Annotated in this window: 15 protein-coding genes; 9 read left to right on the forward strand and 6 right to left on the reverse strand. The window is 69.6% G+C overall.

Annotated features, from left to right (window positions below; all coding sequences use genetic code 11):
• Nucleotides 1-97 precede the first annotated feature (97 nt).
• Nucleotides 98-1402: a thymidine phosphorylase gene (locus CEY15_RS07045; RefSeq protein WP_095717840.1), complete on the reverse strand. Its 1305-nt coding sequence runs from the start codon at nt 1400-1402 to the stop codon at nt 98-100.
• Entirely contained in the window at nt 1399-1827 is a 429-nt protein-coding gene (locus CEY15_RS07050; protein WP_428844188.1) for a cytidine deaminase, read from the reverse strand. Before CEY15_RS07050 ends, CEY15_RS07045 begins: the two co-directional genes overlap by 4 nt.
• Before the next feature lie 191 nt (nt 1828-2018).
• On the opposite strand from CEY15_RS07050, the gene sdhC reads away from it, so the two are divergent.
• From sdhC to CEY15_RS07075, 5 genes are all read left to right on the forward strand, one after another.
• A complete protein-coding gene (gene sdhC, locus CEY15_RS07055) occupies nt 2019-2426 on the forward strand; it encodes a succinate dehydrogenase, cytochrome b556 subunit (protein ID WP_095717842.1) in 408 nt (135 codons plus the stop codon).
• A 14-nt stretch (nt 2427-2440) separates the two neighbouring features.
• Complete coding sequence (locus CEY15_RS07060) at nt 2441-2872, forward strand: succinate dehydrogenase hydrophobic membrane anchor subunit (RefSeq protein ID WP_095717843.1); 432 nt, start codon at nt 2441-2443, stop codon at nt 2870-2872.
• 48 nt (nt 2873-2920) lie between these two features.
• Nucleotides 2921-4687: a succinate dehydrogenase flavoprotein subunit gene (sdhA, locus tag CEY15_RS07065; protein WP_017836675.1), complete on the forward strand. Its 1767-nt coding sequence runs from the start codon at nt 2921-2923 to the stop codon at nt 4685-4687.
• Complete coding sequence (locus CEY15_RS07070) at nt 4687-5478, forward strand: succinate dehydrogenase iron-sulfur subunit (RefSeq protein ID WP_017836676.1); 792 nt, start codon at nt 4687-4689, stop codon at nt 5476-5478. The genes sdhA and CEY15_RS07070 overlap by 1 nt, the downstream gene beginning before the upstream one ends.
• A gap of 110 nt (nt 5479-5588) precedes the next feature.
• The gene (locus CEY15_RS07075) at nt 5589-6992 is read left to right on the forward strand and encodes a D-alanyl-D-alanine carboxypeptidase family protein (RefSeq protein ID WP_095717844.1); all 1404 of its coding nucleotides are present in this window, start codon (nt 5589-5591) and stop codon (nt 6990-6992) included.
• A 47-nt stretch (nt 6993-7039) separates the two neighbouring features.
• On the opposite strand, the gene CEY15_RS07080 is transcribed toward CEY15_RS07075, so the two are convergent.
• The gene (locus tag CEY15_RS07080; RefSeq protein ID WP_095717845.1) at nt 7040-7639 is read right to left on the reverse strand and encodes a TetR family transcriptional regulator; all 600 of its coding nucleotides are present in this window, start codon (nt 7637-7639) and stop codon (nt 7040-7042) included.
• A gap of 137 nt (nt 7640-7776) precedes the next feature.
• On the opposite strand from CEY15_RS07080, the gene CEY15_RS07085 reads away from it, so the two are divergent.
• The 4 genes from CEY15_RS07085 to CEY15_RS07100 all read left to right on the forward strand — a co-directional run bounded on the left by CEY15_RS07085 (nt 7777) and on the right by CEY15_RS07100 (nt 11663).
• Nucleotides 7777-9012 (forward strand): flavin reductase family protein, encoded by a 1236-nt coding sequence (locus CEY15_RS07085; RefSeq protein ID WP_245847359.1) that lies wholly within the window; start codon nt 7777-7779, stop codon nt 9010-9012.
• 77 nt (nt 9013-9089) lie between these two features.
• Nucleotides 9090-10316, forward strand: coding sequence for a fatty acid desaturase family protein (locus tag CEY15_RS07090; protein ID WP_095717847.1), 1227 nt, complete (start codon nt 9090-9092; stop codon nt 10314-10316).
• A gap of 45 nt (nt 10317-10361) precedes the next feature.
• Nucleotides 10362-10604, forward strand: coding sequence for a hypothetical protein (locus tag CEY15_RS07095; protein ID WP_095717848.1), 243 nt, complete (start codon nt 10362-10364; stop codon nt 10602-10604).
• Between the two features lie 69 nt (nt 10605-10673).
• Nucleotides 10674-11663 (forward strand): ribonuclease HI family protein, encoded by a 990-nt coding sequence (locus tag CEY15_RS07100; protein WP_095717849.1) that lies wholly within the window; start codon nt 10674-10676, stop codon nt 11661-11663.
• 334 nt (nt 11664-11997) lie between these two features.
• Here CEY15_RS07100 and trpS read toward each other — a convergent pair whose 3' ends face one another.
• The 3 genes from trpS to CEY15_RS07115 all read right to left on the reverse strand — a co-directional run bounded on the left by trpS (nt 11998) and on the right by CEY15_RS07115 (nt 14521).
• Complete coding sequence (gene trpS / locus CEY15_RS07105) at nt 11998-13080, reverse strand: tryptophan--tRNA ligase (RefSeq protein ID WP_245847371.1); 1083 nt, start codon at nt 13078-13080, stop codon at nt 11998-12000.
• Between the two features lie 44 nt (nt 13081-13124).
• Nucleotides 13125-13598 carry a PPOX class F420-dependent oxidoreductase gene (locus CEY15_RS07110; protein WP_095717850.1) on the reverse strand — a complete coding sequence of 158 codons (474 nt, stop codon included), beginning with the start codon at nt 13596-13598 and terminating at the stop codon, nt 13125-13127.
• A gap of 77 nt (nt 13599-13675) precedes the next feature.
• Complete coding sequence (locus CEY15_RS07115; RefSeq protein ID WP_095717851.1) at nt 13676-14521, reverse strand: exodeoxyribonuclease III; 846 nt, start codon at nt 14519-14521, stop codon at nt 13676-13678.
• Nucleotides 14522-14531 lie beyond the last annotated feature (10 nt).

The raw sequence follows: 14531 nt of genomic DNA on the forward strand, positions 1-14531 counted from the left end.
CGCACACTTCCACTCGGCCGACGCGGTCGAAACACTCTTCTCGATGGGCTGGTCGACGGGCTGGTCGGCGGTCTGGTCGAGTCGGCGGGCCGGCGCCTCACCACCCGCGCAGCCGGCCCACCACCACGCCGGCCGGTCCACGAGCCGCGCCGGGTCCACCGATCTCCAGGGCCGACGCGAGCTCGGCGCACGCCGCGGGCAGCCGCCCCGGGTCCCCGGCGTGAACCGTGGCCACCACGTCCCCGAGCCGCACCGGATTCCCCTCGACCCGGTGCAGCACCACACCGGCCGCTGGGTCGACGGCCTCGCCCGGTCGGGTACGCCCGGCACCGGCCAACCACGAGGCCCGGCCCACCCCCAGCGCGTCCCACCGCACCACCCCCGAGCCGGGTGCCCGCACCTCCTGCGTCTCCGCGGCCACCGGGAGCGCCGCGTAGGGGTCGCCGCCCTGGGCGGTGATCATGGCGCGGAACGAATCCATCGCCCGCCCGTCCGCGAGCCGTTCACGGGGGTCACCGTCGATCCCCACCGTGGCCAGGGCCTCCCGCGCCAGCGCGCAGGTCAGGTCGACCATGTCCGGCGGGCCACCGCCGGCCAGGATCTCGACACACTCGGCCACCTCGAGGGCGTTGCCCACCGCGCGACCCAGCGGCGTGTGGTTGGCGGTCACCAGGGCGCTGGTCCGGACTCCGGCAGCCGTGCCGATCCCGACCATCACCCGGGCCAGTTCCTCCGCGTCCGCGCGCTCGGGCCGGAAGGCACCGGATCCGAACTTGACATCGAGCACCAGGGCGCAGGTGCCTTCGGCGATCTTCTTGCTCATGATCGAGGCCGCCACCATGGGGATCGACGGCACGGTCCCGGTGACGTCCCGCAGGGCGTAGAGGGCCCGGTCCGCGGGCGCGAGATCGGCCCCGGCAGCACAGATCACGGCCCCGGTCTCCTCGAGGATCCGGCGCCGGGAGTCGGCGTCCAGATCGGCGCGCCAACCGGGGATCGACTCGAGCTTGTCCAGTGTCCCGCCCGTGTGACCGAGCCCGCGTCCCGAGAGCTGGGGCACCGCCAGCTCCCAGGTCGCCAGCAACGGGGTCAGGACGAGCGTCACCGAGTCGCCGACCCCGCCGGTCGAGTGTTTGTCCACCGTGGGCACGCGTCGACCGGCCCGGGTCAGGCCGGACAGGTCCAAACGGGTGCCGGAGTCCACCATGGCGGAGGTCCACCGGGCGGTCTCACGGTCGGTCATGCCCCGGAAGTACACCGCCATCGCCAGCGCCGACATCTGCTCGGGCGGGACGCGTCCCCGGGTGTAGCCGTCAACGATCCAGTCGATCTCGTCGTCGTCGAGCTCCTTCCCGTCTCGCTTGGCCTCGATGATCCGCACGGCATCGATGCGACGGCTCACGTCAGGTCCTCCGGCCCGAAGGCATCCGGCAGGAGTTCGGCGAGGTGGACCGGCCCACGGGACGTGTGGACCACCAGCTCCGGACCACCGTGTTCGTGGAGGAGCTGGCGACACCTGCCACACGGCGCCAACGGGTCACCGCCGACCGTGACGACGACGATCTCGAGCAGCCGCCCGCCGCCCGTGCGGTGGAGATCGGAGACGAGCGAGCATTCAGCGCAGAGGGTGAGCCCATACGACGCGTTCTCGACGTTGCAGCCGGTCACGATCCTGCGCCCGTCGCCGCCGGGTCCGGACGCCAGCGCGGCGGCCCCCACCCCCAATCCCGAGTACGGCCGGTAGGCGTTCCGGGCGGCCGTCGTCGCGGCCTCGCGCAGACCGGTGTCGGCCACGTTCCCTTGTGCTGCGGTTTCGTCGAACGACACCCGTTTCTACCCTTCGGTAACTTCATTTAGGGTCCCCTAACAGGCATTACCTGTCCGGACCACGCTACCCACCCTGCTTCTCGTCCGCGGCCTGACAGGTCTAAAGTCCTAGTAGGCGCCCGCTGTGCTCTCGGGCAGGAACCGCGCGCCGATGGCACCACGCCCAGACGATTCGGAGGCACGACAAGCCCATGAGTACTGCGCAGGCGCCGGCGCGTCCGGCCCCCAACAAGAAGATCAGCATCTACAAGGGTGACCCGGGGATGTGGTCGTGGGTCGCGCACCGTGTCTCTGGCGTGGCGATCTTCTTCTTCCTCTTCGTGCACGTGCTGGACACCTCGCTCGTCACGGTGAGCCCGGAGACCTACAACGCAGTCATCGACTCGTACAAGACCCCGATCGTCGGGTTGCTCGAGGTCGGCCTGGTCGCACTGGTCCTCTTCCACGCGCTGAACGGTCTGCGGATCGTCGCCATCGACTTCTGGTCCAAGGGCGCGAAGTACCAGCGCCAGATGCTCTGGGCCGTCCTGGCGATCTGGGTCGTGGTCTTCGCCGCGGCGACCGCCCGCCTCCTCTTCCTTCTCTTCCAGCACATCTAAGGAGAACGATCATCATGGCAGACGCACCTGTTCTCCAGACGTCATACGATCGCCCCGCCTCGCTCGCCCAGCCCCGCTCGCCGCGCCTGCGCTCACCCGGCAACTTCGAGCGGACCGCATGGATCTTCATGCGCGCCTCGGGTGTCGCACTGGTCATCCTCACGCTCGGACACCTCACCGTCGGCCTCATGATCGACGAGGGAGTCCACCGGATCGACTGGGCGTACGTCGCGGATCGCTGGCAGAGCCCGTTCTGGGCCACGTGGGACCTCCTCATGCTCTGGCTCGCCCAGCTCCACGGTGCGAACGGTGTCCGGACGGTCATCGCGGACTATTCGCGCAAGGACTCGACGCGGTTCTGGCTCAACGCGATCCTCATCGCCGCGACCGTCCTCGTCCTGGCCCTGGGCACCTACGCCCTCTTCGGCCTCGCCTACGACGTCTGATCGACGCCTGCGGACCGTTCCACTTCGAAAGCGAGCACTGAGAATCCCATGACCGATCGTCAGGTCCATCAGCACCAGTACGACGTGGTAATCGTCGGCGCCGGCGGCGCAGGCATGCGCGCGGCCATCGAGGCGGGCCCGCGGACCCGCACCGCCGTCCTCACCAAGCTCTACCCCACCCGCTCCCACACCGGCGCCGCCCAGGGCGGCATGTGCGCCGCCCTCGCGAACGTGGAGGAGGACAACTGGGAGTGGCACACGTTCGACACGGTCAAGGGCGGCGACTACCTCGTCGACCAGGACGCCGCGGAGATCATGGCCAAGGAGGCCATCACCGCCGTCATCGACCTGGAGAACATGGGTCTTCCGTTCAACCGCACGCCCGAGGGCAAGATCGACCAGCGCCGCTTCGGTGGCCACACCCGTGACCACGGGAAGGCACCCGTGCGCCGGGCCTGTTACGCGGCCGACCGCACCGGGCACATGATCCTGCAGACGCTGTACCAGAACTGCGTCAAGCACGATGTGGAGTTCTTCAACGAGTTCTACGTCCTCGACCTGTGCCTCACGGAGACCCCCGACGGGCCGGTCGCCACCGGGTGCGTGGCCTACGAGCTGGCCTCCGGCGACCTGCACGTCTTCCACTCCAAGGCCACCGTCTTCGCGACCGGCGGGTCGGGGCGGATGTACAAGACCACCTCCAACGCCCACACCCTCACCGGTGACGGCATGGCCGTGGTGTTCCGCAAGGGCCTGCCCCTGGAGGACATGGAGTTCCACCAGTTCCACCCGACGGGCCTCGCCGGCCTGGGCATCCTCATCTCCGAGGCGGTCCGCGGCGAGGGCGGCATCCTGCGCAATGCGGACGGCGAGCGCTTCATGGAGCGCTACGCCCCCACCATCAAGGACCTCGCGCCGCGCGACATCGTCGCCCGCTCGATGGTCCTCGAGGTGCGCGAGGGCCGCGGTGCCGGGCCCGACAAGGACTACGTCTACATCGACGTGACCCACCTCGGGGCGGACGTGCTCGAGGAGAAGCTGCCCGACATCACCGAGTTCTCCCGGACCTACCTGGGCGTCGACCCGGTCACCGAGCTGGTCCCGGTGTTCCCGACGTGTCACTACGTCATGGGCGGCATCCCGACCAACATCAAGGGTGAGGTCCTGCGCACCAACGACGACGTGGTGCCCGGCCTCTACGCGGCGGGCGAGTGCGCCTGCGTGTCGGTGCACGGCTCCAACCGGCTGGGCACCAACTCGCTGCTGGACATCAACGTGTTCGGCCGCCGGGCGGGGATCGCCGCGGCGGAGTACGCCGCCGGACACGACTTCGTCGAGCTCCCCGAGGAGCCCGAGAAGATGGTCCGCGAGTGGATGGAGAGCATGCTCGCGGAGCACGGTACGGAGAACGCCAACGACATCCGCACCGAGATGCAGGCCATGATGGACGACAAGGCGTCGGTGTACCGCACCGAACAGTCGCTCACCGAGGCCCGGGACGAGATCCGCGCCCTCAAGAAGCGCTACGCCGACGTGACCGTCAGCGACAAGGGCAAGCGGTTCAACACCGAGCTCCTGGAAGCCGTCGAGCTGGGCTTCCTCCTGGAGATGGCGGAGGTGACGGTGGTGAGCGCGCTCAACCGCAAGGAGTCCCGCGGCGGGCACGCCCGGGAGGACTACCCCGACCGCAACGACGACGAGTTCATGAAGCACACGATGGCGTTCAAGGACGGCCTCGGCCTCCTCTCGGAGGTCCGGCTGGACTGGAAGCCGGTCGTGCAGACCCGCTACGAGCCGATGGAGCGCAAGTACTGATGACCACCGCAGTCGACACCACCAAGGCCACCGACGGCAAGGACCCGGGCTCGAACCGTCCGGTGCCGCCCGGCTCCACCATGGTCACGCTCAAGATCGCCCGGTTCAACCCGGAGGATCCGGACGCGGCGGGTTGGAAGGAGTACGAGGTCCCGGCGCTTCCGTCGGACCGTCTGCTCAACCTGTTGATGTACGTGAAGAACTACATCGACGGCAGCCTGGCGTTCCGACGCTCGTGCGCGCACGGCATCTGCGGCTCGGACGCCATGCTGATCAACGGGGTCAACCGCCTCGCGTGCAAGGTCCTCATGAAGGACATGCTCCCCAAGGACGGCAAGTCCATCACCATCACCATCGCCCCGATCCGTGGCTTGCCGGTGGAGAAGGACCTGTACGTCGACATGGAGCCGTTCTTCAAGTCGTTCCGTGACGTCATGCCCTACCTCATCACGTCCGGGAACCAGCCGACGGCCGAGCGGATCCAGTCCCAGACGGACCGGGCCCGCTTCGACGACACCACCAAGTGCATCCTCTGCGCCTGCTGCACGACCTCGTGCCCGGTGTTCTGGGCTGACGGTTCGTACTTCGGCCCGGCGTCGATCGTCAACGCCCACCGGTTCATCTTCGACTCCCGTGACGAGGGCGCCGCCGAGCGTCTGGAGATCCTCAACGACGCCGAGGGTGTGTGGCGGTGCCGCACGACCTTCAACTGCACCGATGCGTGCCCCCGCGGCATCCAGGTGACCAAGGCGATCCAGGAGGTCAAGCGCGCCCTGCTGTTCGCGCGCTGACCCCCGGTCTCCCCTGCGGGGCCGCACCCTCCCGAGCGGAGGGTGCGGCCCCGCTGCCGTTCGGTGGGTCCGGCCCGATTCCGACCCGTCCGGACGTAGACTCGCTCTCCGTGACCCGCCCACGACGACCCCGGCTGCTCCGACTCGCGGCCCTCGTCACGGCCGCCCTCGTGGGATCTGCGCCGTTCGCTCTCACCGCCCCGGCGACCGCGGCCGAGCCGGCACTCACGACCGCGGTCACCGAGCCCCCGCCGGCCGCGGTGTTGCCGTCGACCACCTCACCCGACTACTTCGACACCCCCCGCGACATCACCGGGTGCCCGTACCGCACCTCCCCGCCCGCCCCCGTGGACGAATCCGAGGTGCCGCTGCCCGGCCAGACCTCTCCCACCCCTCCCCCGGTCCCCGAGACCCCGGCGGGCGGCGATGCCCTGGCAGGCTGCGAGATCGTGGCGCCGGACGGGTTCGAGGTGCCACGCGATGTCACCGCCAGCGCGTGGATGATCTCGGACCTGGACACCGGAGAGGTGGTGGCCGCGCGCGATCCCCACGGTCGGTACCGCCCGGCCAGCCTCATCAAGACCCTGCTCGCCACGGTGGCGCTGGACGCCCTGGACGCCGACCGGGTCGTCACGGTGACCGACGAGGATCTCCAGGGCGCCGAGGGCAGCCTGGTGGGTATCGGTCCGGGCGGCCAGTACTCGGTGGACCGCCTGGTGCGGGGACTGCTCATGTCGTCGGGCAACGACGCCGCCCTCGTGCTCGCGCGGCGGATGGGCGGGGTCGAGGCGACGCTGGAGGCGATGAACGCACACGCAGCCGGATTGGGTGCCGTCAGTACCCACGCCGCCACCGTGAACGGCCTGGACGGGCCGGGCATGATGTCGACGGCGTACGACCTGTCGTTGATCTTCCGCGACGCCATGACCCGCCCCGCGTTCGCCCGCATCGTGGGCACGCAGATGTCCGGGTTCCCCGGGTACCCGGCGGGCGAGGGCGCGGGCGCACCCGATCCGGCCGCCGCGCCACCGGTGTCCGGCCCGAGCCTCCGCGGGGACGGCACCCCGGTCAACCCCGGGTTCGTGCTGGCGAACGACAATCAGCTGCTCTACAACTACCCGGGGGCGATCGGCGGCAAGACCGGCTTCACCGATGACGCCCGGCACACGTTCATCGGTGCGGCCGAGCGGGACGGTCGACGCCTGGCGGTGGTCCTCCTCGACGGCACCCGCGTGCCCGCGTCGCCGTGGGAACAGGCGGCGCTCCTGCTCGACGCCGGCTTCGACACCGACGCCTCCGTGGGGCACCTGGTGACGGGCCCCCCGATCGAGCCGGAAGCGGGGACCGAGCACCTGGCCTCCGGGCCGCTCGGGGCCGTGGGTCCGGGCGATCAGCGCAGCCCGACCGCCGCACCCGGGTCCGTGCTCTCACGGAACGGTCCGTGGCTCGCCGTGGTCGCGGCGGTCGTGGTCGTGGCGGCGGGCGCGGTGATGGCGATGCGGTCGCGCCGCTGATCAGACTCCGCGCGGCGGGGACACCGTGTGGTCAGGAGACCGTGTGGTCAGGAGACCGTGCCGGCCCCGGCGAGGATGATCCGCAGGCGGCCGGTGCACTCGCCGGCGGCCGCGCGGGGGTCGCGTCCCACCGCCACCTCCACGACGAGTCGCAGTAGAACGACGACGACGAGGTCGGCCGCGACATCGACCGCACTCCCATCCGCACCCGACAGCGTCTCGAGCCGACCCAGGGCGATCCCCAGCCGCCGGCGCGCGGCGTCGACGGCCGCCGAGAGAACCCGGTGGTCAGCGTGGGTGGTGTCGACGAGCCCGCGGGCGAGCACCGACCAGGTCTGCGGATCGCGGACCGCCAGGGCCGAGGCCCGCCCGGGCCAGTCCACCGCGGGATCCGATGCCGGCTCGGTCACCAGGTCGTCGACCAGGCCGCCGAGCGCCTCGGCGGCCCCGGCAGCGATCTCGGTGGCCAGGGCGTCGACCGATTCGAAATGGCGGTAGAACGCGGTGGGGACGATGCCTGCCTCTCGGGCGATCTCGCGGACGCCGAGGCCGGAGAACCCCCGCGTGGCCACGGCGTTGCGACCGGCGGCGACGATCAGTGCACGCGTGTGCCGCTTCTGTTCCGCGCGAGTCCCGGGTGTCGCCACGTCCGTGATCGTATCGGCTGAGGACCGAACAGGCACGTCGGGGACCCCCGGCGCACTGTGACCCAGAAGACACAAGGAGCCCTCTTCTCATTTCAGAGAACGTCTGTACACTCAAACTCGTCCGGTGGTCGAACCGGATGGATACGCCCCCGTGGTGCGACCACGGCTTCGAGGTCGGGGCCGCACCGGACGGCAGTAGGCCGCGTCCGATGGCGCACGACCACACCGACCGCTACTTCCCGGAGGTCCCCATGACCGCCCCGACCATCAGCAGACTCTTCTCCCGCGGGATCACCCGCACCCTGCTCACTCCGCACCCTGTCGAGCACTACGTCCGCTCCCTCGGAGTGAACTGGTCCGACGACCCGACCGGGGCGACGGTCGTCGCCGTGGACCGCCCCGTCGCCGACGTCACCGTCATCACACTGCGTCTCCCGGCGGGGGTCGACCGGCCCGCCCCCGGAGCCGCTCTCGAGATCGGCGTGGTGGTCGACGGCGTCGTCCAGCGCCGTCACTACTCCCCGGTCGATCCCGCCACCCGATCCGACGGCCTCGCGACGATCGCCGTCCGACGCCATCCGGGAGGCGTGGTCTCGGAGTATCTGTGGTCCGAGGCCGCACCCGGGATGCGTCTTCTCCTCGGCAATCCCGTCGGGGAGGTCACCCTGCCGGAGTCGCGCCCGACCGACGTGCTGCTCGTCAGCGGCGGCAGCGGTATCACCCCGATGCTCTCCATCGCCTCGACGCTCGTCGGGGAGGGCCACTGCGGCGACGGCGCCACCGGCCGGGTGGCCTGGCTGCACTATGCGCGCCGGGTCGAGGACGTCCCGTTCCGCGACCGGATTCGTGAACTCTCGCGCGCCGGGGTCGAGGTCCGGGTGGTCGCCACCTCGGACCCCGACCCGACAGCGCCCTCGGACCCGGTGTCGGGGGACCTGGTCGGCCACCTCACTGCGGACCACCTCGACGACGTGGCGCCGTGGCACTCCGACGCCACCGTCTTCCTCTGTGGCCCCGACGGCCTCGCCGACGGCCTGGCGGACACCCTGGGAGCCGATCGCTACGCGGAAGTCCTCCGCGAGCGGTTCACCGCCTCCACCGGCCCCGTTCCCGAGGGGGACGGGGGCACCGTCACCCACGTCAGAAGCGGGGTGTCCGCCCACAACCCCGGCACCACCCTGCTGGAGGGCGCGGAGGCCGCGGGCCTGTCCCCGAAGCACGGGTGCAGGATGGGCATCTGCCACACCTGCACCGCCGTCCGTGTCTCCGGCGCCACCCGCGACCTGAGGACCGGAGAGGTCGACACCGAACCCGGCTGTCTGGTCCAGATCTGCGTCTCCGCGCCCGTGGGCGACGTCGAGATCGAGCTCTGACCGCCCCGGACACCAGTCACGCTCCCACGACCGACGTACCGGTACGACCCACCGGAACACCCGGAAGGATTCTCATCATGACACTCCTACAGATCCCCAGCTTCCGCTCCAGCAAGTCGAAGTCCAGCACCTCGAAGTCCAGCACCCCGACGTCCGGCAAGGCCGAGTCCGGTGCCACCGCCGCCGGCCCCGAACCGATCGTCCTGTCCGCCGAGTCGGTGGAGATCATCGGACGTGAACTCGACGCCATCCGCGACCGGGTGGTGGCCGACCTCGGGACCGCCGACCGCGACTACATCCTTCGTGTCGTCCGCATGCAGCGTCGACTCGAGTTGACCGGGCGCGCCCTGATGTTCCTCGGATTCCTGCCGCCCGCGTGGCTCGCAGGGGTGGCCGCGCTGAGCGCCTCGAAGATTCTCGACAACATGGAGATCGGCCACAACGTCATGCACGGCCAGTACGACTGGATGCGTGACGACATGCTCCACTCGTCCAGCTTCGAGTGGGACAACGTATGCCCGTCCGACCAGTGGCGCCACTCGCACAACTACATGCATCACACCCACACCAACATCCTGGATCTGGACCGGGACATCGGATACGGGATCCTGCGCATGGAGTACGAGCAGAAGTGGACCCCCCTGCGCCTCGGTAACCCCGCCTACGCGTTCGCGCTCATGATGCTGTTCGAGTGGGGCGTCATGCTCCACGACCTCGAGTACGACAACGTCCTCAAGGGCAAGCGCAAGTGGTCGGACGTCAAGGGCCTGCTCGCCGGCTGGTGGGGCAAGGTCCGCGGCCAGGTCGCCAAGGACTACATCGTCCACCCCGCGCTCACCGGACCGCTGTTCCCGCTCACCTTCGCCGGCAACCTGACCGCCAACCTCGTCCGCAACGTCTGGGCGTTCTCGGTGATCTTCTGCGGCCACTTCCCCTCCGGCGCACAGGTGTTCACTCAGGAGGAGACCGCCGAGGAGACCCGTGGCGAGTGGTACGTGCGGCAGATGCTCGGCTCGGCCAACATCTCGGGCAGCCCGTTCATGCACCTCGCCACCGGGAACCTCTCGCACCAGATCGAGCACCACCTCTTCCCCGACCTGCCCGCCCACCGCTACCCCGAGATCGCCGAAGAGGTGCGGGCGATCTGCGAGGAGCACGGACTGCCGTACACGACCGGCCCGCTGTGGAAGCAGGTGACGAACGTGTGGGTCAAGATGTTCCGGTTGGCCCTGCCACTGCCGCCCACCCCGGCGGATACCCCGGCCGTGCTCATCGAGCGCAGGAAGGTGACACCGGCGGCCTGAGCCGGGGTACCTTCGTGGACACCACTGACGAAGGGAGCGGATCCGATGAGCGACTTCGAGCGCAACAAGGACCAGGTCCAGGCAGGTGTCCAGGCGGGGGCGTCACTCGTCGGCCGGATCGCCGTCATCATCACCGACGCGGTGGGGTCCATCGCCAAGGAGATCGGTGACTTCGTCACCGACGGGATCGAGATGCGGGAGGCCGCCCGCGCCGCCCGGCTCGATGAGCACAGGCGCTCGCCGATGATCGACCTGGACGGCATCGAGGACGGCGAACTGCAGGGATGAGCCCCCAGGTGACCCGATGACCGTGGCCGGTGGGCTCCCCCACCGGTCACGGTGGCAGGATCGCTCGACGTGACGATCATCGCCGCCGCGGACGGCTCCGCTCTCGGAAACCCCGGCCCTGCCGGATGGGCCTGGTACATCGACGAGTCGCGATGGCGATGCGGCGGGTGGGCCAGGGGCACGAACAACCAGGGTGAACTCACCGCCGTCCTGGACCTCCTCCGCCAGACCGCGCACTCCCCCGAGCCGCTCCACGTCCTGTGCGACTCGCAGTACGTCATCAACTCGGTGACCAAGTGGATGGCCGGGTGGAAGCGCAAGGGATGGAAGAAGGCCGACGGGAAGCCGGTTCTCAACGTCCAGGTCATGAAGGCGCTCGACGAGGCCATGGTGGGCCGCGCTGTCACCTTCGAATGGGTCAAGGGGCACGCCGGACACGAGCTCAACGAGAAAGCGGACCTCCTCGCCAACGGAGCCGCCAAGGCGCATGCGGCGCGTCGTGAGCCCGAGGCCGGCCCCGGTTTCCCCGGCGCGCGGTCGGTCGGCGCGGGTGACGACCCGGCCGTGCCCCCTGCGGTCGACGGGGACGCGCGGCGCGAGATGAGGGTGGCGACCCGACCCGCGTCAGCCACGACTGACGGCGAGAGTGGTCCCGCGGATGCCGAGCCGGGCCTGTTCAGCCTCGCGGATCCGGCGCCCGCCGCGTCCGGCGAGTCGGCCGTCGATCTCGTGGCGGCGCTCGAACGGTCGCTGCTCGACGATGCCGTCCGAGCCGACCGACGCCGACTCGAGGAACTCCTGGACCCCTCGTGGAGCCACGTGTGCGCCCGTGGAGAAGTGTGGTCACGCGCCGACAGGCTCGCCGCCTGCGGATCACCCGATCAGGCCTCCGGAGAACGGACGATGGAGATCATCGAGGCGCGGCAACTGACCTCGGACACGGTCCTGCTCGTGTGGCGGGAGCGTTCCCGTGGCGGGCAGATCCTGCGCAGCTCGGTGTGGGTACGCTCTCGGGACTCCTGGCGGCAGACCTTCCAGCAGGGGACCGCCGAGGCCTGAGCGGACCTGCATACGAAACGGCGCCCCTCTCCACGTCTGGAGAGGGGCGCCGTCAGTCGAGTGTGGGCTCGCGGCCTACAGGCCACCCAGCAGCAGGTGGAGCAGATCCCCCACGATTCCGATCAAACCGGCGACTAGACCCATGTTTCGACTCCCTACAGGTGATGTGTTACCCGACGGGATCCTCTCCCCGTCGAGCTGACAATGACTCTAGAGTTGTAAAGTAACCCCGGTGTTTCACCGTGCGATCACTACCGTAAACATGGGTTTCGTCGCCGTAAAGCTACATCTGTATAGAAAATTCTTCACCAAGTGGGCGCAGATGGCCGGCGGTTCACCCGCGGCGCGGTGCCGTGAAACCGACCGTCTGGTACACCTGCGAGAGGACCGGGCCCGCCACTGCCCTCGCCCGGTCCGCGCCGTCAGCGAGGATCTGCTCGAGTTGGCCCCTGTCCGACATGTACTCGTCGAAGCGGGCGCGCAACGGGGTGACGAATGACTCGAGCGCGTCGGCGGTGTCGGTCTTGAGGGCGCCGTACCCCGCCCCCGAGGTCTGGTAGTCCGCCACGAGATCCGCCACCGGCCGCCCCGTGAACGCCGACTGGATGGTCAAGAGGTTGGACACGCCCGGCTTCATCTCACGGTCGAATCGGATGTCACCGTCGGAGTCGGTCACCGCGCTGCGGATACGCTTGGCGGAGACCTTGGGGTCGTCGAGCAGGTTGACGATCCCCTTGGGGTTCTCCCCCGACTTGCTCATCTTGGCCGTGGGGTCCTGCAGATCGTAGATCTTGGCCGAGCCCTCGAGGATCTTGCCCTCGGGGACCACGAAGGTCTTCTTGAAGCGGGAGTTGAACCGCATCGCCAGGTCGCGGGTCAGCTCGAGATGCTGCCGCTGATCCTCCCCCACCGGGACGAGGTGCGGGCGGTAGAGCAGGATGTCGGCGGCCATGAGGACCGGGTAGGTGAACAACCCGACGGTCGTTCCGTCCGTGCCGTGTTTTGACGACTTGTCCTTGAACTGTGTCATCCGTGCGGCCTCGCCGTACCCGGTGATACACCCCAACACCCACGCCAGCTCCGCGTGTTCGGGCACATGCGACTGCACGAACAGCACCGAGCGGGCGGGATCCACCCCCAGGGCGAGCAACTGCGCGCACCCGCGGTAGACCCGCTCCCGCAGCTCCTTGGGATCCTGCTTGACCGTGATCGCGTGCAGGTCCGGGATGAAGTAGTACGCGTCGTACTCGTCCTGGAGCTCGACCCACTGCCGCACGGCGCCCAGGTAGTTGCCGAGGTGGTACGAATCGGCGGTCGGCTGGATGCCGGACAGGACGCGCTGGCGCTTCGCGGGGGCTGCCGCCTCGGACGGCCCCGTCGTAGGGGCGGGAGAGACGGTCGAGGACTGCTCAGACATGGCGTCCATCTTTCCACGGTGCCCCCGGAGCCCCACTCACGCCCTCATCTGCCCGTGGGCTGGTCCGGCTCGGGCGGGAACCCGCCCGTGGCGACCGGACCCCAGTCGTCGATCGTCACCCGGATGAGGCATTTGCCCTGTCGCATCATGGCCGCGCGGTACTCGTCCCAGTCGTCGTGCTCGCCGGCGACGCTGCGGAAGTACTCGACCAGCGGCTCGACGGCCTCGGGCAGGTCCACGATCTCCGCGGTGCCGTCGAGGTGGACGTACGGGCCGTCGAACTCGTCGGACAGGACGCATACGTTCACGGCCGGGTCGCGGCGGATGTTGATCACCTTCGCCCGCTGCGGGTAGGTGGCCACGACGAGTCTGCCCTCGGAGTCGACGCCGCAGGTCACGGGCGAGGTCTGCAGCCCGCCGGAGGACCTGCGGGTGATGAGGACGGCGCGGTGCCGGGGGCGGAGGAACTCGTCGAGCCCCGTCCGGTCAGGGCGGTCTGCGGTGGCGTACTTCGGCATGAGCCGAGGCTACGGGGCCGCCCGATCCGCAGCATCCGGGACCGCGGGCCGGCCGGCCATCGTCGCCGTTGTCGTCGTCACTCGTAGACGACGGTCACCGGCGCGTGGTCGGACCACCGCATGTCGTAGGCGCTCGCGCGATCCACCCGGTCGGACACGGCGCGCTCGACCAGCCCGTCGGTCACCACGTGGTAGTCGATGCGCCAGCCCGCGTCGTTGTCGAAGGCCTTGCCCCGCTGGCTCCACCAGGAGTACGGGCCGATCTCGTCGGGGCGGCGATGGCGGACGATGTCCGTCCAGCCGCTGGCGTCGGCGAACAGTTCGGACATCCACTCGCGCTCGTGGGGCAGGAAGCCGGAGCTCTTGTGGTTGCCCTTGTGGTTCTTCAGATCCGCCTCGCGGTGGGCGATGTTCCAGTCACCGCAGACGATCATCTCGTGGCCGTCCCGGCTGCCGACGATCTCCGCGCTCTCGGCCAGGTGCTCCCGGAAGCTCGCCATGAAGCGGTCCTTCTCGTCCTGCTTGGGGGTGTCGGCCGACCCCGAGGGCAGGTAGAGGCTGGCCACGGTGATGGTCTCCCCGTCGACGGCACCGGGGTACACGGCCTCGATGTAGCGGCCGGACTCGTCGAATTCCGGATCGCCGTGACCGATGCGCACCTCGGAGGGCTCGTGACGGGACAACAGTGCCACGCCGGCCCGGCCCTTGAGCGAGGAGGCCGAGCCGATCAGATGCCAGCCGGCGTCGAGGGCCGGGGCCAGGGCCTTGCGGGTCTGGTCCTCGTCCGCGCGGACCTCCTGGAGTGCGACCACGTCGGCGCCGCTACCCTCCAGCCAGGGCAGGAATCCGAGGTTGGTCTCCGATCGCTGCTTGACGGCGGCGCGGATCCCGTTGACGTTGACGGTGCTGATGGTGAGGCTCACGCCGATCAGG

Source organism: Dietzia natronolimnaea (assembly GCF_002289575.1).
Lineage (GTDB): Bacteria > Actinomycetota > Actinomycetes > Mycobacteriales > Mycobacteriaceae > Dietzia > Dietzia natronolimnaea_A.

What these genes read in the sequence shown, in the direction of transcription:
- sdhC (WP_095717842.1), top strand. Translation starts at nt 2,019, where the DNA reads ATGAGTACTGCGCAGGCGCCGGCGCGTCCGGCCCCCAACAAGAAGATC.
- CEY15_RS07060 (WP_095717843.1), top strand. Translation starts at nt 2,441, where the DNA reads ATGGCAGACGCACCTGTTCTCCAGACGTCATACGATCGCCCCGCCTCG.
- sdhA (WP_017836675.1), top strand. Translation starts at nt 2,921, where the DNA reads ATGACCGATCGTCAGGTCCATCAGCACCAGTACGACGTGGTAATCGTC.
- CEY15_RS07070 (WP_017836676.1), top strand. Translation starts at nt 4,687, where the DNA reads ATGACCACCGCAGTCGACACCACCAAGGCCACCGACGGCAAGGACCCG.
- CEY15_RS07085 (WP_245847359.1), top strand. Translation starts at nt 7,777, where the DNA reads ATGGATACGCCCCCGTGGTGCGACCACGGCTTCGAGGTCGGGGCCGCA.
- CEY15_RS07090 (WP_095717847.1), top strand. Translation starts at nt 9,090, where the DNA reads ATGACACTCCTACAGATCCCCAGCTTCCGCTCCAGCAAGTCGAAGTCC.
- CEY15_RS07095 (WP_095717848.1), top strand. Translation starts at nt 10,362, where the DNA reads ATGAGCGACTTCGAGCGCAACAAGGACCAGGTCCAGGCAGGTGTCCAG.
- trpS (WP_245847371.1), bottom strand. Translation starts at nt 13,080, where the DNA reads ATGTCTGAGCAGTCCTCGACCGTCTCTCCCGCCCCTACGACGGGGCCG.
- CEY15_RS07110 (WP_095717850.1), bottom strand. Translation starts at nt 13,598, where the DNA reads ATGCCGAAGTACGCCACCGCAGACCGCCCTGACCGGACGGGGCTCGAC.